Source organism: Ruegeria sp. R14_0 (assembly GCF_017743975.1).
Lineage (GTDB): Bacteria > Pseudomonadota > Alphaproteobacteria > Rhodobacterales > Rhodobacteraceae > Ruegeria.
The window spans coordinates 15,747-34,243 of the sequence record NZ_JAGHRC010000003.1; the positions used below are offsets into that span (position 1 = coordinate 15,747).

The 18,497-nt window shown below is 60.2% G+C and carries 20 protein-coding genes; 12 read left to right on the forward strand and 8 right to left on the reverse strand.

Translation table 11 applies throughout. From position 1 onward, the window contains the following. Window positions 1-58: 58 nt before the first annotated feature. Entirely contained in the window at window positions 59-559 is a 501-nt protein-coding gene (locus J7416_RS09835) for a flavin reductase family protein (RefSeq protein WP_209224550.1), read from the forward strand. Between the two features lie 3 nt (window positions 560-562). Here J7416_RS09835 and J7416_RS09840 read toward each other — a convergent pair whose 3' ends face one another. From J7416_RS09840 to J7416_RS09850, 3 genes are read right to left on the reverse strand one after another with little or no spacing between them, the layout of a single operon-like run. Beyond that, a complete protein-coding gene (locus tag J7416_RS09840) occupies window positions 563-1,042 on the reverse strand; it encodes a DUF6505 family protein (protein WP_209224551.1) in 480 nt (159 codons plus the stop codon). Then, entirely contained in the window at window positions 1,039-1,737 is a 699-nt protein-coding gene (locus J7416_RS09845; protein ID WP_209224552.1) for a biotin/lipoate--protein ligase family protein, read from the reverse strand. Before J7416_RS09845 ends, J7416_RS09840 begins: the two co-directional genes overlap by 4 nt. Continuing rightward, complete coding sequence (locus J7416_RS09850) at window positions 1,734-2,795, reverse strand: Mrp/NBP35 family ATP-binding protein (RefSeq protein ID WP_170421576.1); 1,062 nt, start codon at window positions 2,793-2,795, stop codon at window positions 1,734-1,736. Before J7416_RS09850 ends, J7416_RS09845 begins: the two co-directional genes overlap by 4 nt. Window positions 2,796-2,927: 132 nt before the next feature. Here J7416_RS09850 and J7416_RS09855 point away from each other — a divergent pair, with 132 nt between their 5' ends. After that, window positions 2,928-3,656 (forward strand): hypothetical protein, encoded by a 729-nt coding sequence (locus J7416_RS09855; protein ID WP_209224553.1) that lies wholly within the window; start codon window positions 2,928-2,930, stop codon window positions 3,654-3,656. Here J7416_RS09855 and J7416_RS09860 read toward each other — a convergent pair. After that, entirely contained in the window at window positions 3,650-5,602 is a 1,953-nt protein-coding gene (locus tag J7416_RS09860; protein ID WP_209224554.1) for a 4Fe-4S binding protein, read from the reverse strand. The genes J7416_RS09855 and J7416_RS09860 overlap by 7 nt on opposite strands. Window positions 5,603-5,854: 252 nt before the next feature. On the opposite strand from J7416_RS09860, the gene J7416_RS09865 reads away from it, so the two are divergent. The 10 genes from J7416_RS09865 to J7416_RS09905 all read left to right on the forward strand — a co-directional run bounded on the left by J7416_RS09865 (window position 5,855) and on the right by J7416_RS09905 (window position 15,034). Continuing rightward, the gene (locus J7416_RS09865; RefSeq protein WP_209224555.1) at window positions 5,855-6,409 is read left to right on the forward strand and encodes a DUF3305 domain-containing protein; all 555 of its coding nucleotides are present in this window, start codon (window positions 5,855-5,857) and stop codon (window positions 6,407-6,409) included. Further along, window positions 6,406-7,002 carry a DUF3306 domain-containing protein gene (locus tag J7416_RS09870; RefSeq protein ID WP_209224556.1) on the forward strand — a complete coding sequence of 199 codons (597 nt, stop codon included), beginning with the start codon at window positions 6,406-6,408 and terminating at the stop codon, window positions 7,000-7,002. Before J7416_RS09865 ends, J7416_RS09870 begins: the two co-directional genes overlap by 4 nt. Window positions 7,003-7,006: 4 nt before the next feature. After that, a complete protein-coding gene (locus J7416_RS09875) occupies window positions 7,007-7,618 on the forward strand; it encodes a molecular chaperone TorD family protein (RefSeq protein ID WP_209224558.1) in 612 nt (203 codons plus the stop codon). 61 nt (window positions 7,619-7,679) lie between these two features. Next, window positions 7,680-7,868, forward strand: a complete 189-nt coding sequence (locus J7416_RS09880) for a ubiquinol-cytochrome c reductase iron-sulfur subunit N-terminal domain-containing protein (protein WP_068334771.1) — start codon at window positions 7,680-7,682, stop codon at window positions 7,866-7,868. 104 nt (window positions 7,869-7,972) lie between these two features. Further along, window positions 7,973-10,867 (forward strand): formate dehydrogenase subunit alpha, encoded by a 2,895-nt coding sequence (locus tag J7416_RS09885; protein ID WP_209224560.1) that lies wholly within the window; start codon window positions 7,973-7,975, stop codon window positions 10,865-10,867. A gap of 15 nt (window positions 10,868-10,882) precedes the next feature. Further along, window positions 10,883-11,479 (forward strand): formate dehydrogenase FDH3 subunit beta, encoded by a 597-nt coding sequence (fdh3B, locus tag J7416_RS09890; RefSeq protein WP_170421597.1) that lies wholly within the window; start codon window positions 10,883-10,885, stop codon window positions 11,477-11,479. Window positions 11,480-11,553: 74 nt separating this feature from the next. After that, window positions 11,554-12,759 (forward strand): formate dehydrogenase subunit gamma, encoded by a 1,206-nt coding sequence (locus tag J7416_RS09895; protein ID WP_209225069.1) that lies wholly within the window; start codon window positions 11,554-11,556, stop codon window positions 12,757-12,759. Continuing rightward, on the forward strand, window positions 12,760-14,022 hold the full coding sequence (locus tag J7416_RS09900) for a c-type cytochrome (protein ID WP_209224561.1): 1,263 nt from the start codon (window positions 12,760-12,762) through the stop codon (window positions 14,020-14,022). 13 nt (window positions 14,023-14,035) lie between these two features. Continuing rightward, window positions 14,036-14,161 carry a hypothetical protein gene (locus J7416_RS22785; protein ID WP_280636837.1) on the forward strand — a complete coding sequence of 42 codons (126 nt, stop codon included), beginning with the start codon at window positions 14,036-14,038 and terminating at the stop codon, window positions 14,159-14,161. Then, entirely contained in the window at window positions 14,162-15,034 is an 873-nt protein-coding gene (locus tag J7416_RS09905) for a helix-turn-helix transcriptional regulator (protein WP_209224563.1), read from the forward strand. A gap of 4 nt (window positions 15,035-15,038) precedes the next feature. On the opposite strand, the gene J7416_RS09910 is transcribed toward J7416_RS09905, so the two are convergent. The 4 genes from J7416_RS09910 to J7416_RS09925 all read right to left on the reverse strand — a co-directional run bounded on the left by J7416_RS09910 (window position 15,039) and on the right by J7416_RS09925 (window position 18,458). Further along, a complete protein-coding gene (locus J7416_RS09910; RefSeq protein ID WP_209224564.1) occupies window positions 15,039-15,854 on the reverse strand; it encodes a substrate-binding domain-containing protein in 816 nt (271 codons plus the stop codon). A 19-nt stretch (window positions 15,855-15,873) separates the two neighbouring features. Continuing rightward, a complete protein-coding gene (locus J7416_RS09915) occupies window positions 15,874-16,608 on the reverse strand; it encodes an ATP-binding cassette domain-containing protein (RefSeq protein WP_209224566.1) in 735 nt (244 codons plus the stop codon). Then, window positions 16,601-17,314, reverse strand: a complete 714-nt coding sequence (locus J7416_RS09920) for an ABC transporter permease (RefSeq protein WP_209224568.1) — start codon at window positions 17,312-17,314, stop codon at window positions 16,601-16,603. The genes J7416_RS09915 and J7416_RS09920 overlap by 8 nt, the downstream gene beginning before the upstream one ends. A 154-nt stretch (window positions 17,315-17,468) precedes the next feature. Continuing rightward, the gene (locus J7416_RS09925; protein WP_170421617.1) at window positions 17,469-18,458 is read right to left on the reverse strand and encodes an ABC transporter substrate-binding protein; all 990 of its coding nucleotides are present in this window, start codon (window positions 18,456-18,458) and stop codon (window positions 17,469-17,471) included. Window positions 18,459-18,497 lie beyond the last annotated feature (39 nt).

Here is an 18,497-nt window from a genome sequence, read left to right on the forward strand (position 1 = left end):
TCATGGACAAACCCGGCGCGCCGTGGCACCTGAGGCGCGGCCACGGGATGAACGCGACATGACGGAAAAACACTTTACCCCTACCCCCGATCAAAGCACCTCGTTCCGCGAGGCGTTGGGGTGTTTCGGAACCGGCGTGACGGTGATCACCACTGATTCCGCAAAAGGGCCACGGGCGATCACGGTCAACTCGTTTACATCCGTCTCTTTGGACCCGCCACTTGTCCTGTGGTGCTTGGCCAAGGACTCGAACCGGTTCGACGATTTCAACGCCAGCCAGCATTATTCGATCCATGTCATGGCCGAAGATCAACAGGATCAGGCCCTACGCTTTGCCCGCGATGGCAAGGATTTTTCCCATGCTGAGTGGTCACGGGATGTTACCGGAAGACCACAGCTATCCGGGTGTCTGGCCCGGTTTGACTGCCAATTACACGCGCGTCACGACGCGGGCGATCACCTGATCCTTGTGGGCCAGGTTCAGCACGCGATGTACCGCACCGGCAAGGGCCTGATCTTCAAGCGCGGCCAGTTCGGCGGTTTTGCAGATCTGATCTGACGGTTACTCGTCCAGCGACCCGTGAACGGCCAGAGCCTCTAGCTGAGTTTCCTGCGGAGTGATCACGCGGAACGCCTCTCGCACACCGGCGTCGGAAAGCTCACGCGAGACTGTCAGCAAGGTGTTCGGGCTATGCTCGTCACACAGTTCGGACATATGCGCGATTTCGGCCCGCGCCACTTCCATGGCCGCATCGACCGACGGGGCACCGTAGAGCTGAACGAAGTGTTTGGCCAAGTTCTGTGCGATCTGATCCACCTCGGCCGGTTCAACCTGCGTGACCGCGACAAAGGTGACGCGGCCAAAGGTCTCGACCCCAAGCCAACCGTTGGCAAAGGCCTGTCGCGCTTTGCCCTCCAGGTCGCCTTCGCCCCAGTTCGAAAACTCGAAGCCCCCGGAAATACACCACTCTCCGGTCCGGGCCGGTGAGTGGAAAACGTTCATGTCGCTTTCATCGAAATGGATTGCCCGGGCCAGTTTCATTTTCCGTTCTCCAACAATTCCGTCAGCGGGCGAAGCTGTGTGTCCGACCCCTCTCGGATCAGCATTCCGAACCGTTCATCCGTGCCCAGAAACACTCCCGTTTCGCCATAAGGTTCTCCGACTCCGCGCAGAAGACCCATCCATTCGCCATGCACCGGGGCGTTGCCCTCTTCCTGCCAGCGATTGAGCCATGTCAGCATATGCCGCGACCAGCTTTCCACAAGCTGGGTCGCCGAGACATCGGCGCACCCCTCATCATACAGCGCGGTGACGTCCGGGTTTTCACCCGGCGCGTCGCTGGTCTGCAACAGCGCCAGTTCCCACCCGACAATCAGCCAGTCCGGCTCTGCCTGTGGGTCGGTACCCGAAGCAACAACGCGGAAAACCCCACATTTCGCGCCGTTCACGCAGATCAACCCGTCCCACCCTAGATGAACCGCGACCTCGGGCGGAGCCAGCGCGCCCAGTGCATTCTGAAACCCAACCGCGCATAGCGGCAGCATGGCCATCGCATCCTGCAACGCAACTTCCGGAGCAAAGACAATCGCCGCGCGCACGCGGTCAGCCTGAATGTTGTAGACCACAGTGCCCGCATCGCAGCCCAGCGCGGCCATGGCCTGAGCGCGATCGAACGGGTCTTCCCCGCCCTGCACCGGATGGCCCGTCAGCAAAGGGGGAAAGACTGGCTCGCTCATGCGTTGCCCTGTGCGATCAGGTCGCGCGCAATCTTGCGGAACGACTCGGCCTGCGCACTGTCGGGTTTGCTGACCACGATCGGCGCACCACCATCCGCGGCGACACGGATATCCAGGTGCAGCGGGATTTCGCCCAACAGCGGAACGCCCAGCGCCTGCGCCTCAGACGCAACGCCACCATGGCCGAACACATGCTCTTCGTGGCCGCAGTTCGAACAGATATGCGTCGACATGTTTTCAATCATCCCAAGAATTGGCGTCTTGAGCTGGTTGAACATGTCGATCCCCTTGCGGGCGTCGATCAGGGCCACGTCCTGCGGCGTGGAGACGACAATTGCGCCATCCACCTGGAACTTCTGGCTCAGCGTCAGCTGTACGTCCCCGGTGCCGGGCGGAAGGTCAACGATCAGGACATCCAGTGCGCCCCATTGGACCTGCCCCATCATCTGTTGCAGAGCGCCCATCAGCATTGGACCCCGCCAGACAACGGCCTGCCCTTCATTGGTCATCAGCCCCATCGACATCATGGTCACGCCGTGGTTCCGCAGCGGCAGAATGGTCTTTCCATCAGGGCTGGCAGGACGGCCCGAAACGCCCAGCATTCGGGGCTGTGAGGGGCCGTAAACGTCTGCATCCAGCAGACCAACCCGGCGGCCTTCTGCGGCCAGTGCGCAGGCAAGGTTCGCGGATACGGTGGACTTACCGACACCACCCTTGCCCGAGGCAACGGCGATAATCCGATCCACACCGGGCACCGCCTGCGGGCCGGTTTGCGAGGGCTTGGGCTTGGGCTTAAGATCCGGTGGAGCCTTGTCGGAATGCGCCGTCAGCATGGCCGACACGTTCGATACACCATCCACCAGTTGCGCCGCCTTCTCGGCAGCGGCGCGGACGGGCTCCATCCGTTCGGCTTGCTTCGGGTCAATCTCCAGCACAAAGCGCACGGTGTCGCCTTCGACATTCAGCGCGCGCACGACACCGGCGCTGACAATATCCTGCCCGGATACCGGGTCGGTGATCTTTCTCAGGTTCGCAAGAACCGCGTCACGAACACTCATGCCTCATTCTCCTCTTGGAACCCGTCTGTCAGGGTTCTGCGTATCGACAAACTGTGGTTGCCGTTCATTGCATGTGTCTCCGTCTCTTTCAGTTCATTTGACGCATTTGGTGCCGTGCCGTTAGGTTGGCCTATGCGCTTTGTCCTTTTGTGCCTGAGCCTGACGCTCACTGCCACCCCCTCTTGGTCGCAAGAGGCAATTGGTCTGGCCGCGCCTGAGGAAGTTACCGACTCTGGTCTGTTGCAACATATTCTTCCACGCTTTTCTCTCAAGACCGGGATACGCGTTATTGCAAATGATACCGGCGTTTTGGTGCTGGAAACTGCGCCGCCAGGTGATCCCGTCTTTGCGCGGGACGGTGTGATCTATCACCTGCGGATCGGCGAGGACGCCAAACATGAACGGTTCCGCGACTGGATGCTGTCCGATATCGGCAAACGGACAATCGAGAGCTTTGCGCCAGACCAGGGCGCGCCATTCTCGGCCAGTTTCGAAGTCGCTGCTGTGGAAACCGAAACGGTGATCGACGGCGATGCCAAACGCGGCGAAGAGCTGTCGATGACCCATTGCGGTCGCTGCCATGTGATCGGCCCCAAGAACCGATTGAATGGTCTGGGCTCCACCCCGTCTTTCGCAGTCCTGCGCGCGATGCCTGACTGGTCGGAACGGTTCCAGGCTTTCTTTGCCCTCAACCCCCACCCTGCCTTTACGCAGATTGACGGGCTGACCCCGCCGTTCGATCCTCAGCGCCCGTCGCCCATTGTGCCGGTCGAGATGACGTTGGACGACCTCGAAGCTATTCTGGCCTTCGTCTCGGTCATCAGCGCCGCGGATCTCGGGGACCCGCTGCAGCTTCAGTGATCCTTTCGTTTTGAGAAATAGTCGTCGGTAGTCACGACGCGTGGTTTCGGGTTGGACTGGAACGGGTTGTCCTGTTGCTGGAACTGCGCGTTCACACGGCAATTGTCACACATCTGGATCATCCGCGCCTTGTCCGAGGTTGCAAACATCGGATGCGTACCCGCAAGTTTCTCCATGATCCGTTCCACGGTGGATTTCACACCGAACAGAGCGCCGCATTCGATGCAGGCAAAGGGCTCCTCCTCGTTCAGCACCTGTTGCGACAGGGCCGCATCGCTCAGGTCAAGCTGCGGCACCAATGTGATCGCATCTTCGGGACAGATTCCCTTACACAAACCGCATTGCAGGCAGGCATCCTGCTGGAAGTTCAATTGCGGTTTGTCCGGGTTATCGATCAACGCGCCCGAAGGACACAACGACACGCAGCTGAGGCACAAGGTGCAGGCATCCGTATCCACGGCGACCGCTCCGTAGGGTGCGTTCTCTGGCAGAGGCAGAGGCGTGTCGGCCTGTGGGTTCAACGCTTGCGCAGCCAGACGCGCGATCTGGCGGCGGTTGCCCAAGGGCAGAACGGGATCGGTCAAAGGCTGCGGAACCTGTTGGTCGTAAAGGATGTCGGACAGCGCATCAGGGTCTACTTCATCCAAGGCACCCAAGGCATTCTCGCCTGCAATTGCTTGCGCCAATTCCAACTCGCGATCCAGCGCGTCCCTTTCGGTGGTCGGGGCCAACAGGACATCCACCCGCGCAAAACCATGCGCCAAACCAGCCAACATCTCGGCATGGCCAAAACCGGAAATCACGCTCAGCTCCAGCGGAATCACGTCCGCAGGCAAGCCACGACCAAACCGAGCAGCCAGTCGGATCATTTCGGCCCCGTGTGCGTCATGGACCAACAATCGCGGCGCAGCACCACCGGCCCGCCGATAGGTACGCGCCAAGATATGCATGCGTGACAACAAGGCGGAAACGGGCGGGTCTTCATAGGTAATTGCGGTCGACGGACACACGGCAGCGCATGCCCCACACCCGGCACAAATCATCGGATCAATCTCAACGTGTTCGCCAGCCGAAGTGATCGCACCCGTGGGGCAAATATCCAGACAATTCGTACAGGCGATCTGTTCGGCCCGTGAATGGGCACACAACGTTTCCTCCATCCGGACGTAAAGCGGTTTTTCGAAGGTGCCAACCAACTGGGCCGCTTCAAAGGCCAGCCGTTCGACCGATACCGTGTCCTTTGGATCGGCGCGCAGATAGCCTTCGCGCTTGGCCGGGGCCTGTACCAAGGGCGTATCGCCTGTCAGGTCCAAAACGATATCGCAAGCCGATTGCGCCTTGTCCCGCGCCTCGGTCCATGTGAACGCTCCGCGCCCCCCGGGCTGTAATTGCCGAAATGCATCCAGCCGCAAGGTGAATCCCCCCAACGCACCCTTCAGCGAGGCGACGCGCCCGCGCACCACGTCATAAGCGCGCGACATCGGCTCTGCCTGATCGGTAACCAGAACCGTAACTGCAAGCATATCTGACAAACGATCCGCCAGAGGATACGAGACCTCACCGGGGCCGATGATAAGGCAAGTGCCTTCGCTAAAGACATCCAGGCTTGGCGTCACCGGTTGTGGCAGCAGGGCTTCGGCGGCCAGCGCGGCCATCTTTGCGCCGGCATCCGCGCCTTGGTCCGACCATCCGGCACGGTCACGCAAGTCAACAAAGCCGGGCGCGTCTGCGTTCACCTCTTCCGCAAGAGCTTGGAACACCTCATGCTCTTGCCCGCAGGCGATGAGGGTGTCCCCTTCCCGCAAGGCAACCGCAGCAGCTTCAAGCTCGCGCGTGCAAAGGGCGGTGTGAACCTTTGAACACGCCACATCGCAGGCCGTTGCGATCGTGTCAGCGTCGATCTCCTGAGACCCTGCGCAGTCGCATAGCAGTAGTTTTGTGCTCATGATTTCCCTCCGCCTCTTCGCGAAATAGGCTGTATCCCCTCTCCCGCAATGTAAAGGGTTTGACCAAGCCCGGCGCTAAACCGGAAAAAACACCCCTCCGACCAGTAAAAAAAGGCATGCGCACGGGCGTATCACCGTTTTGCTATCGCCCCTTACGACTAAGGTCGTAGCATGTAGGCTTGGCACTTAAGCGCTTTGTGTACCATAGTGGACGCAAGGGAAGGCAGGGGAGCGCTTTCCGGGGAGGAGCCCGTGGCCAAGGCCGCAAGCCAAGTTGAAATGCCAATCGGCGTCGTCGTGCGCAAAACACCCGGTGTAACCCGCTGGGCGAAATGGAATTGGCGCGCCGTTGCCGTGTTGCCCGGCGCTGGTCCTGCGGACTGGCTTGAGATGCGACGCGAAGGCGAAGCGGTTGAGTATCACGCGGCCACCCTGCCCCTGACCCTATGGGCGGATGAGACCGAGGCATACCTGGTGAACCTCTCGGACGGTCAGCCCTCAATCTATCTGGTTCTTCGTGACGCGCTCGACGGTCAGCGGCCGATGGAAGCGGTGCTGGTAACAGCGTCCCCGTTCGAAGGTCAGGATTACGCCGATACCGGAGAAGAGATCGTCGAGAAAATCCCGATGACAGAAGGGTTGATCGCCTGGGTCCGGGATTTTGCCTTGGAACACCATCGCGACGAAGTATTCGTAAAACGGCGCCGCGACAAGAAACGAACTGATCTGGTTGAGGACGGCAAAGGCGATGCACGCATCCGGCAAGAGTCGGACGTATACCGCGCTCCGCGGAGGATCGTGCAATGACCGAAGCCCGCGATTTCTGGTCCCGCCGCAAAGCCGCCGTTCAGGCGGAAGCCGACGCCGAAGTTGTCGCGGTTGAACAACAGACCATTGCTGCGCGTCAGACCGAACTGGAAGAAAAAACTGACGCCGAGATACTGGAAGAACTGAACCTTCCCGATCCCGACCAGTTGCAAGCGGGTGATGACGTCTCGGGCTTTATGGCCAAGGCTGTCCCAGACCGGTTGCGCCGCCGCGCCTTGCGTCGGCTCTGGCGGTTGAACCCAGTGTTGGCCAACGTTGATGGGCTGGTGGACTATGGCGAAGACTATACCGATGCCGCCTGCGTGATCGAAAACCTGCAAACCGCGTATCAGGTTGGCAAGGGCATGCTGGCCCATGTCGAAGCGTTGACTGCCGACGCCGAAGACACCGCTGACGAAACACCTGAAGCGGACGCGCCTTCGGAAGAGCCAATCGTAGCCGAAACAGAAACACCAGAGCCCGAGATTGCTTTGGCGGCTGCCGCCGAAGAGCCCGAGACCACGACCGAAGCGCTGGCAGAGGTCGATGCCGCCCCTGCCCCGCGCCGCATGAAATTTGAATTCGAAGGATAACCCTATGACCGCAAGCGAAGCGCAACAGATCGAAGTCTCGGCCGAGGATCGCCTGCGCGCGGATTTCTACAATTTCCTCGGGCTGCTGCTGTCTGCCCCGCCAGATCAGTTGCTGTTGGATCAGGTGTCCGGTCTGACCGGCGATGACACCGATCTGGGACAAGCCATTCAGGCCATGGCGCGCGTTGCAAATGTGACGAAACCCGCAGCTGCGGAGCGCGAATTCAATGCTTTGTTCATTGGTCTGGGCCGGGGTGAGTTGCTGCCTTATGCCAGTTTCTACCTCACCGGGTTCCTGAACGAGAAACCTCTGGCCCAGTTGCGCAATGACATGACCGCACGCGGGATCACTCGTGCCCAGAACGTATTCGAGCCCGAAGACAACATCGCCTCATTGATGGAGATGATGGCCGGGATGATTGTCGGGCGTTTCGGTCGGCCTGCGTCTCTGGAAGACCAGAAGGCGTTCTGGAGCAAGCATATCGGCCCCTGGGCCACACATTTCTTTTCGGATTTGGAAGGCGCTGAGAACTCGGTTCTATACGCCTCGATCGGTACCGCCGGTCGGGTGTTCATGGAGATCGAGCGCGAAGCGTTCCGAATGACGACAGCGTGACCCGCTGTCATTCGCCGATGCCCGCAAGGGTGTCATACTGCAAATGGGAAAGGAGAAACCCATGAGCAAGACCAAGGAAGAAGGCGCAACCCGCCGCGACTTCCTCAAACTGGCCGGAACCGCAGCACCCGCTGCCGTCGCCGCCGCCAGCCTGACCGGACAGGCCGAAGCAGCCGAGCTGCCAACGGACGAAACCCGGATGCAGGACACCGCGCACACGCGCGCCTACCTCGACAGCGCCCGGTTCTAACCCGGACGAGGTCACACCCGACTGACGGTTGCGATTGGCCCTGACGTCGGCATCAGCAGTACCAAGCCAGCCATGGCGAACATGGCCAGCAAGGGAGGAAAGAAATGCTTAGGAAAAAGACCAACGGGGTTGCGAGACGCCCCCAGCGGACAAGTATCCTGTCCCAGGTCGGCGAGAAAACCGTCGATCGCCGCGCGTTCCTGCGTGGCTCGGGCCTGACGATCGGCGGCCTTGCCGCGATCAGCGCCACGGGTGGAACCGTGACGCCAGCCAGTGCCCAGACAGCGGCCAATGCCGCCGTCGAAAACATCAAATCCGTATGCACCCACTGCTCGGTCGGCTGTACAGTCGTTGCCGAAGTGCAGAACGGCGTCTGGATCGGGCAGGAACCCGGTTGGGACAGCCCGTTCAACCTGGGTGCGCACTGCGCCAAAGGTGCTGCGGTTCGCGAGCACGCCCATGGCGAGCGCCGCCTCAAGTATCCGATGAAAAAGGAAGGCGGCGAGTGGAAGCGCATCAGCTGGGAAGAGGCGATCAACGAGATCGGCGACGGCATGATGAGCATCCGCGAGGAATCAGGGCCGGACAGCGTGTACTGGCTGGGCTCGGCCAAGCACAATAACGAACAGGCCTATCTGTTCCGCAAGTTCGCCGCCTACTGGGGCACAAACAACGTGGACCATCAGGCCCGTATCTGCCACTCAACCACGGTTGCCGGCGTTGCGAATACATGGGGCTACGGCGCCATGACCAATTCGTACAATGACATGCACAACAGCCGGGCCATCTTTATCATCGGTGGCAACCCGGCCGAGGCGCACCCCGTCTCGCTGCTGCATATCCTGCGTGCGAAAGAGCAAAACAACGCCCCTCTGATCGTCTGCGACCCGCGCTTTACGCGCACCGCGGCCCATGCGGATGAATATGTCCGTTTCCGCCCCGGCACCGACGTCGCTCTGGTCTGGGGGATCCTCTGGCACATCTTCGACAACGGCTGGGAGGACAAAGAGTTCATCCGCACCCGTGTCTGGGGTATGGACCAGATCCGCGAAGAGGTTGCCAAGTGGAACCCGGACGAGGTTGAGCGCGTTACCGGCACGCCCGGCTCGCAGCTGCGCCGCGTCGCCCGGACCATGGTGAACAACCGTCCTGGCACCGTCGTATGGTGCATGGGTGGTACGCAGCACACCAATGGTAACAACAACACCCGCGCCTACTGCGTGCTCCAGCTTGCTCTTGGCAACATGGGTACATCGGGAGGTGGCACCAACATCTTCCGCGGCCATGACAACGTGCAGGGCGCAACAGACCTTGGCGTTCTGTCCCACACCCTGCCCGGCTACTATGGCCTGTCGAAGGGTGCATGGGGTCACTGGGCCCGTGTCTGGGGTGAAGATCCCGAATGGCTGGCGGGTCAGTTCGCCACGATCAAGGACAAGGAAGGCAAGGACAAACCGCTGCAGAATGAGCGCGGCATCCCGGTCTCCCGCTGGATCGACGGTGTGCTGGAAGATCCGGCCAACATGGATCAGGACAACAACGTCCGCGCCATGGTTCTGTGGGGCCACGCGCCCAACTCGCAGACCCGGATGACGGAAATGAAAACGGCGATGGAGAAGCTGGACATGCTGGTCGTGATCGACCCGTATCCCACCGTCTCGGCCGTTCTGCAGGACCGTACCGATGGCGTATACCTGTTGCCTGCCTGTACGCAGTTCGAAACCCGTGGCTCGGTCACGGCCTCGAACCGCTCGCTACAGTGGCGTGACAAGGTAGTGGATCCGCTGTTCGAAAGCCTGCCGGACGAGGTCATCATGGCCAAGTTCGCCAACAAGTTTGGCTGGGCGGACCGTCTGTTCCGCAACATCGAGATGGACGACCCGGAAACCCCGAATGTTGAAAGCATCACGCGTGAGTTCAACTCGGGCCTCTGGACCATCGGCTATACCGGACAGTCACCGGAACGTCTGAAAAGCCATATGGCCAACCAGCACACGTTCGACAGAACCACGCTGCAAGCCATTGGTGGACCAAACGACGGCGAGTATTACGGCCTGCCCTGGCCCTGCTGGGGAACACCGGAAATGGGTCATACGGGGACACCGAACCTCTATGACATGTCCAAACCGGTGGCCGAAGGCGGCCTGACCTTCCGCGCGCGCTTTGGCGTGGAACGCGATGGCGACAACCTGCTGGCTGAAGGGGTCTATAGCGTTGGGTCGGAAATTCAGGATGGATACCCTGAATTCACGATGCAGATGCTCATGGACCTTGGTTGGGACGGTGATCTGACGGCTGAGGAACGCGCGGCTATCGACGCCGTTGCGGGACCAGAGACCAACTGGAAGACCGACCTTTCGGGCGGTATCCAGAGGGTCGCGATCGCCCATGGCTGTGCGCCCTTCGGGAACGCCAAAGCCCGTGCGGTCGTCTGGACCTTCCCGGATCCGATCCCACTGCATCGCGAGCCGCTTTACACGAACCGGCGCGATCTGGTGGAGGACTATCCGACCTACGAAGACCGTCAGGCCTATCGCCTGCCGACCCTTTACGCTTCGATCCAAAAGAACGACTTTTCAAAGGATTACCCGATAATCCTGACGTCTGGTCGTCTGGTCGAGTATGAAGGCGGCGGTGATGAAACACGGTCGAACCCGTGGCTGGCCGAGCTTCAGCAGGACATGTTCGTCGAGATCAATCCGCGCGATGCCAACAACCTTGGTATTCGTGACGGATCACAGGTCTGGGTCGAAGGTCCTGAAGGCGGCAAGGTCAAGGTGATGGCGATGCTGACCAACAGGGTCGGTGCCGGCGTGGCCTTCATGCCATTCCACTTCGGTGGCCATTTCCAGGGCGAGGACCTACGGGCGAAATACCCCGCAGGAGCTGACCCCTATGTGCTGGGTGAAAGTACCAACACCGCCCAGACCTATGGCTATGATTCAGTGACCCAGATGCAAGAGACCAAAGCGACTCTTTGCAAGATCTGGTCAGCGTAAGGAGGAGAAGAGAAAATGGCAGCAAGAGCAAAGTTTCTCTGCGACGCCGAACGCTGCATCGAGTGCAACGCCTGCGTGACCGCGTGTAAGAACGAACACGAGGTGCCGTGGGGCATCAACCGCCGCAGGGTGGTGACGATTAATGACGGCAACCCGGGCGAACGCTCGATTTCGGTGGCCTGTATGCATTGTTCGGATGCGCCTTGCATGGCGGTGTGCCCGGTCGACTGCTTCTATCAGAACGAAGAAGGGGTCGTCCTGCACTCCAAAGACCTGTGCATTGGCTGTGGCTATTGCTTCTACGCGTGCCCCTTCGGCGCGCCGCAATATCCGCAGGCGGGCAACTTCGGTTCACGCGGCAAGATGGACAAATGTACCTTCTGCGCCGGTGGCCCCGAAGAAAACAACTCGACCGCAGAGTTCGCAAAGTATGGTCGCAACCGGATCGCCGAGGGCAAACTGCCCATCTGCGCCGAGATGTGCTCCACCAAGGCCCTGCTCGCCGGTGACGGCGACGTCGTTTCAGCCATCTACCGTGAACGCGTCGTGGCGCGCGGGTTTGGCTCGGGCGCGTGGGGTTGGGGCACAGCCTACGACCAGAAAGACGGCTGACACCAAGTCAGTGAGAAAAACGGATGACCCGCACCGCGCGGGTCATCTCTTTAGGAATTTTGACCGAGGTTCAGATGTTCCGTCTACTCATCGCATTACTGTTGACCGTTACATTGGCCCAAACCGCCATTGCCCAATCTGGCGAGGCCGAGGCCCCACCCGCTGCTGACAGGGCGTCGACCGGCGGTGCAACCACGCTGGAAGACATCATGGCACGTCAGCGCGGCGAAAAGGTGGACAACACCTATCGGTCTGAAAACACGGGGCAAGGCAATGTCGAAGGCCTGCTGGGTCAATTCGGCCCAAGCGGAGTGGCCTCGGACAGCGATGTTTACCGCGCTTTGCGGTTCGGCTCTGCCGACGTGACAGTCTCGTCGCGTGGGCCAGCCGACAGCGTTCTGATCCAGGACGGCGGCATGTGGTGGTGGTCGTTCCGCACCGGTCCGCTGCGCGAATACGGCACCTATATCGTGGGCGGTATGGTGGCAATCATCGTGCTGTTCTTCCTGATCCGCGGAAAAATACGGATCGATGGCGAGAAAACTGGCCGCACCGTCACCCGCTTTAACGGTTTCGAACGGTTCGGACACTGGCTGTTCGCCGGGTCCTTCCTGATCCTCGGGATAACCGGTCTGCTGACCCTCTATGGTCGCGACTTCCTGATCCCAATCTTCGGGCGTGAAGGCTTTGCCGTTATCGCACAAGGCTGCAAATGGCTGCACAACAATTTGGCCTGGGCCTTTATGCTGGGGCTGATCATCGTCACCGTGAACTGGATTGCGCACAACATCCCCAACCGGGTTGACCTGAAATGGCTGGCGGCTGGCGGTGGGTTGTTCACCAAAGGCAGCCATCCCCCCGCCAAGAAATTCAACGCGGGCCAAAAGATAATCTTCTGGGCCTGCATCTTGTTGGGCGTCTCGATCAGCCTGTCGGGCCTGTCCCTGTTGTTCCCGTTCGAGCTGCCGATGTTCGCCAAAACCTTCTCGGTCGCCAATTCCACTGGTATCCCGCAAATGCTGGGCCTGAACCTGCCCGTGCAGATGTCACCGCAGGAAGAGATGCAGTACGCGCAGGTCTGGCACGTCATGGTCGCTTATGTGTTCATCGCCATCATCATCGCCCATATCTATCTGGGCTCGGTCGGCATGGAAGGCGCGTTTGACGCCATGGGGACCGGCGAAGTCGAAGAGCAATGGGCGCGCGAGCATCACTCGCTGTGGCTGGAAGAAGTACAGGAAAAAGAGGCCGGTAAAGCAGCCGCCTCACCCGCCGAATAAATGCGCGGGCTGGTTCTGGCGCTGGCCCTTGTGCCCCTGCCCGCCTGGTCTGAGTTCTTTACGCTCAAAGGCCATGGCGGGCCGATTATGGGCATCGCCACCGCCCCCGATGGCAGGATTGCGACCGCCAGTTTCGACAACTCGGTCGGCCTGTGGACCGGTCAATCCCCGGAATGGTTGGAAGGGCATGAGGCCGCGGTCAATTCCGTGGTGTTCAACGGAACTGCGATCTATTCGGCTGGGGATGATTTCACACTGCGCCAGTGGCCCGGTGGGCAGGTCGTCGGTCAGCACCAAGGAAAGATCGTTGCCGTTGCAGCTTCAAAAACGCATGTGGCGACGGCCAGCTGGGACGGCACCATCGGCCTTTGGCCCGTGGATGGATCACCCCCCGCGATGCTGGGGCCAATCGGCAGCGGTGTGAACGACGTGGCTTTCACTGCAGACGGTTCCCGGCTTTACTCCGCCGGCGTCGACGGGGCCTTGCGCGTTTGGGATCTCGCCAGCGGTCAAGAAACGGACCGGCTGGTAGAGCATGGATTTGGCATTAACGAACTGGTCCTGAACCAACAGGATGGCTGGATCGCCTATGGCGCAGTCGATGGTGTGACACGGATCCTTGATCTGGAAACCAGAGAAGAACGCGATTTCACGCTGGAACGCCGACCAATTCTGGCCCTGGCCCTCAGCCCTGATCGCAGGTTGCTGGCGGTCGGTGATGGCGAGGGCTACATCATGGTGATCGATACCGTCGACTGGCGGATCGCGCAGGATTTCCGGGCCACGCTGCGCGGGCCGGTGTGGGCACTCGCGTTTTCCCCGGATGGTCTGAACTTGCACGCAGGTGGTATTGACGAGGCGATGTACAGCTGGCCGGTTGAAACGCTTGGCGACCAACAGCAAATGGCAGCCGCCGAGCCCAGCTTTCTCAAGAACCCCGAGGAAATGGAAAACGGCGAGCGGCAGTTCGCGCGCAAATGTTCGATCTGCCACAGCCTGACGCCCGACGGGCAACGACGCGCGGGTCCGACCTTGTACGGTGTTTTCGGCCGCACGGCAGGCACGCTGCCGGAATATTTTTACTCGGACACGCTGCAAGACTCTGATATCATTTGGAATGAAGAAACGATAAACGCTCTGTTTGATGAAGGGCCGGACCATTACATCCCGGGATCGAAGATGCCGATGCAGCGGATCACCGAACCCAAGGATCGGGACGACCTGATCGCCTTTTTGCGCCGGGCAACGGCACCGGAAAACTGAGCCGGAGGAGACTATGAAAGCCTTTCTTGCTGCTGTCGCCGCCATGGTGGTTATTACCGTCGCCGCGCCATTTGCGCTGCAACAGATCGGGTTCAGCGCCGCGGATGCCGGGTCGGGATCGGCCGTGCGTCTCGACTGAATGTCCGAATACCTAACCACCAAGGAACTGGCCGATCTGCTGCGCATTGGCGAGCGGAAAGCCTATGACCTCGCCTCGTCGGGCGAGGTTCCATGTGTGCGCGCCATGGGAAAGCTGTTGTTTCCAAGGGCCGAGGTGATTGCATGGCTGAACGCCTCTCGGTCCGGTCCACAAGTGGCCGAACCGCCCCTGCCCCCGATTGTCGCCGGCAGCCACGATCCATTGCTGGACTGGGCGCTGCGCGAAAGCGGCTCGGGATTGGCCACCTACTATGATGGCTCTTTCGACGGGCTGACGCGGCTGAAAGACCGAAGCGCTCAGGCCGCCGCACTGCATATTCATGAGGATGGCGGGTTCAACACCCGGGCCTTGCGCGACGCGTTGGGCGAGGCCCCAGTGGTTCTGTTCGAAGTCGCCCAACGCCAGCGCGGATTGCTGCTGGCTCCGGGCGCGACCGATATCGAGGGTTTTGCACAGTTGAAAGGTCGTCGTGTCATCCTCCGACAAGACAGCGCCGCCAGCCAACGTTTGTTCGATGCGCAACTGGACGCCCACGGCATGACGCGCGACGATCTGGACACTCTGCCCACCTGCGCCCGCACCGAGGAAGAGTTGGCCATCGCGATCCACGACAGCAAGGCCGAGGCCGGGTTTGGCCTGGGCGCATTGGCGGGGCTGTATGATCTGAGTTTTGTGCCCACGCACTCGGAACGTCTGGACCTGGCAATCTGGCGACGGGCCTATTTTGATGACCCGATGCTCAAACTTCTGAGTTTCCTGCAATCCGAGCGGTTCGCGATACGGGCCGCTGAGTTTGGCAGCTATGATCTGTCTGGTCTGGGTACGATCCACCATAACGGCGCCAGCGGGTAATCCCTCACTTGGCGTTTGGAAAGAACAACTGCTGACCGTTTGGTTTGAAGGCCTCGATGGCCGCCTGACCATCCGGGCCAATCAGCCAATCAACAAAGCGCTGACCTGCCGACGCACGCACGCGCGGGTGCTTGTCGGGGTTCACCAGAATGACGCCGTATTGATTGAACAAGCGCGGATCGCCTTCGACCAGCACCTCAAGGTTTCCGCGATTGCCGAATGATTCCCACGTGGCACGATCCGTCAGCGCGTAAGCGTCCATGCCACTTGCTACGTTCAACGTCGCTCCCATGCCCGATCCTGTTTCCCGGTACCACGTGCCCGATGCATCGGCAGGATCAACACCGGCAGCTTCCCAGTGGCGCAGCTCAGCCTTATGAGTGCCGCTGTCGTCCCCGCGCGAGGCAAAGGGCGCTTTGGCCTGAGAGACTGCGGTCAAAGCCGCCACGATATCAGAACCGCCTTCGACCCCGGCCGGGTCCGACTTTGGCCCGACCAGAACAAAGTCGTTATACATCACGTCAAAACGTTCAACGCCCCAGCCATCTGCGACGAACTGTTCCTCATCTGCCCTGGAATGGACCAGCAGAACATCTCCGTCGCCATTGATGGCATTGCGGATTGCCTGACCGGTGCCAACGGCGACCACGCGCACGTCGATCCCCGTTTCGGCCTCGAACCAGGGAAGGATGTTATCCAGCAAGCCCGAATTCTGGGTCGAGGTTGTGGATTGAACCACGATAAACGGCTCTTCTGCCGTCGTGGGGCCTGCAATAAGGCCAAGGGAAAGCACTACTGCCCGAAAGACATTTCGGATCATTCCGAACTCCAACTTGTTTTTATGTAACCAGCCCGCCTGCCAAATACCTGCGCGAAGCTTCGCTTTTTGGGGCATCCAATACCTGACGGGCGTCGCCGTGTTCAACCACATGACCCCCATGCATCATGACGATATCCGCAGCCAGTCGCCGCGCCTGCCCGATGTCATGGGTGACCATAACAATCCGCACACCCCGGCCCGAGGCGCGCAGGACCATTCCTTCGATCATCTGCGTTGCGCTGGGGTCCAGCGCGCTGGTTGGCTCATCCAGAAACAGGGTGTCTGGATCCAGCGCCAGCGCACGCAAGATCGCCAATCGTTGCGCCTCACCCCCTGACAATGACCGCGCGGATTGTCGTGCCTTGCCCTCTAGCCCGCCTTCGGCCAACAGCTCGGCGATGCGCACTTTGCGGGCAGAGCGATGCAGACCCCGGCGTTTCAGAACAAAGTCCAGATTGGCCGACACCGACCGGCGCAGAAGAACCGGCTGCTGAAACACCATCGCTTGCCGCGCCGTTTGGTCGGTGTTCAGAGGCACCCCGTCCTGTTTGACAAATCCTTTGTCCGGCACGATCAAACCGTGCAGACACCGCAGCAACAGGCTTTTACCCGCACCGTTCGGCCCAAGGATCAGCGTCGGCCCGGGTCCATTCAATGCCAGATGCGGGACATCCAACAAGGCCGCGCCGTTGCGTGCGATCTTTACGCCGTTCACGACGATATGGCCCGCCATTTCCGAGATCAGATCACGCATGACGCAGCCCTTCCCGCTCGGCCTGAAGGGTGAGCGCACTGACCATCGCGTTCACTGCTATGGCAATACCGATCAGGATCGCGCCAAGTGCAAGGGCCAACGCCAGATTGCCCTTGGATGTCTCAAGCGCGATGGTGGTCGTCATGACCCGCGTCACGTGGTTGATGTTGCCACCCACGATGATCACAGCCCCCACCTCGGCGATCGCGCGGCCAAACCCGGCCAGCAGAGCCGTAACCAACGCCAACCGCGCGTCCCATAGCAGCACCGGTACCGAGGCCAGCCGGGACACGCCCAGCGACCGGAGCTGTTCCGAATACTCTTCGGCCAGAATCTCGACCACTTGTCGCGTCAACGCGGCCACAATCGGCGTCACCAACACCACCTGTGCAATGATCATCGCGGTCGGAGTATACAGCAGCTCCAACACTCCCAACGGCCCAGAGCGCGACAGCATCAGATAAACAAGCAGGCCAACGACAACCGGTGGAAAACCCATCAACGCATTCATCAGGATGATCAGAACCCGCCGTCCCGGAAAGCGTGCAACGGCTAGCGCCGCACCGACGGGCATACCTATCAGGGCGGAAATCAGCACGGCAAAGACAGAAACTTTGAGGGACAGCAGCACAATCGCCCAAAGCTCTGCATCCCCGTTGAGGATCAGGCCAATGGCTGTATTGAATTCTGATGCAAATCCCTGCATTTTATCCCGTATCTTCGGATTTTCGTACGAAATGCGCCGTTATTCCCAAGAATTCTAAGGGTTTTTGATCTCAAGTACAGACACATTTCCGACAAAAGAAACAGGAAACGCGGCCCCGATTGGGACCGCGCTGTTTTGGTCAAGTTGCAGGCAATCAGTTCAGCGCTGCATCCGTGATCTGGTGGGTCCAAGCCCCATCAGGCTGCTTGGTGATCACAGGATCGGATCCGCCCGCCAACAGTGTCGCCACGGTGCGTTCGAAATCGGCGGGGTCCAGCGCGCCGTTCGAACCAGCGGTCAGCTTTGCAATCTCGCCCATCATGCGCTTTTGATGCTCTTCGGTCTGGGCACCGGTCGCGTCATTCTCAAGCACGATCTCTGCTGCTTCGTCGGGATTCTCCTCGGCGTATTTCCACCCTTTCATCGAAGCACGGACAAAGCGTTCCATCTTGTCGGTGAAGGCCGCATCGCTCAGGTTCTCTTCCAGAACATACAGACCGTCTTCCAGCGTTGCGACGCCTTGGTCCTCGTATTTGAAAGTCACCAGCTCATCCGGGTTAACGCCCGCGTCGATAACCTGCCAGTACTCGTTGTAGGTCATCGTGCTGATGCAATCCGCCTGACGCTGCAGCAACGGATCGACGTTGAAGCCCTGTTTCAGCACCTCAACACCGCTTTCGCCTTTGCCGCCCGTATCGATGCCAAGCTGGCTCATCCAGCTCATGAACGGGAATTCATTGCCAAAGAACCAGACACCCAGTGTGCGGTTCTTAAGGTCCTCGGGCGAGGATATCCCGGCATCCTTCCAGCAGGTCAGCATCATGCCCGAGCTTTTGAACGGCTGCGCGATGTTCACCAGCGGCAGCCCCTTTTCGCGCGCGGCCAATGCGGCTGGCATCCATTCGACCGTCACATCGGCACCGCCCCCGGCGATCACCTGTGTCGGCGCAATATCGGGACCACCCGGAAGGATCGTGACGTCCAGCCCCTCTTCTTCGTAGAACCCCTTGTCCTTGGCGACATAGTAGCCCGCGAATTGTGCCTGCGTGACCCACTTGAGTTGCAATGTCACCTCATCCGCCGCCAAGGCCGAACTGGCGGCCAGACTAAAGGCGGCTATCGCCCCGCTGAGTAGCTTATTCATCTTCATATCTCCTAGTTGCTGTTGTTGCCCCTTTTCGGG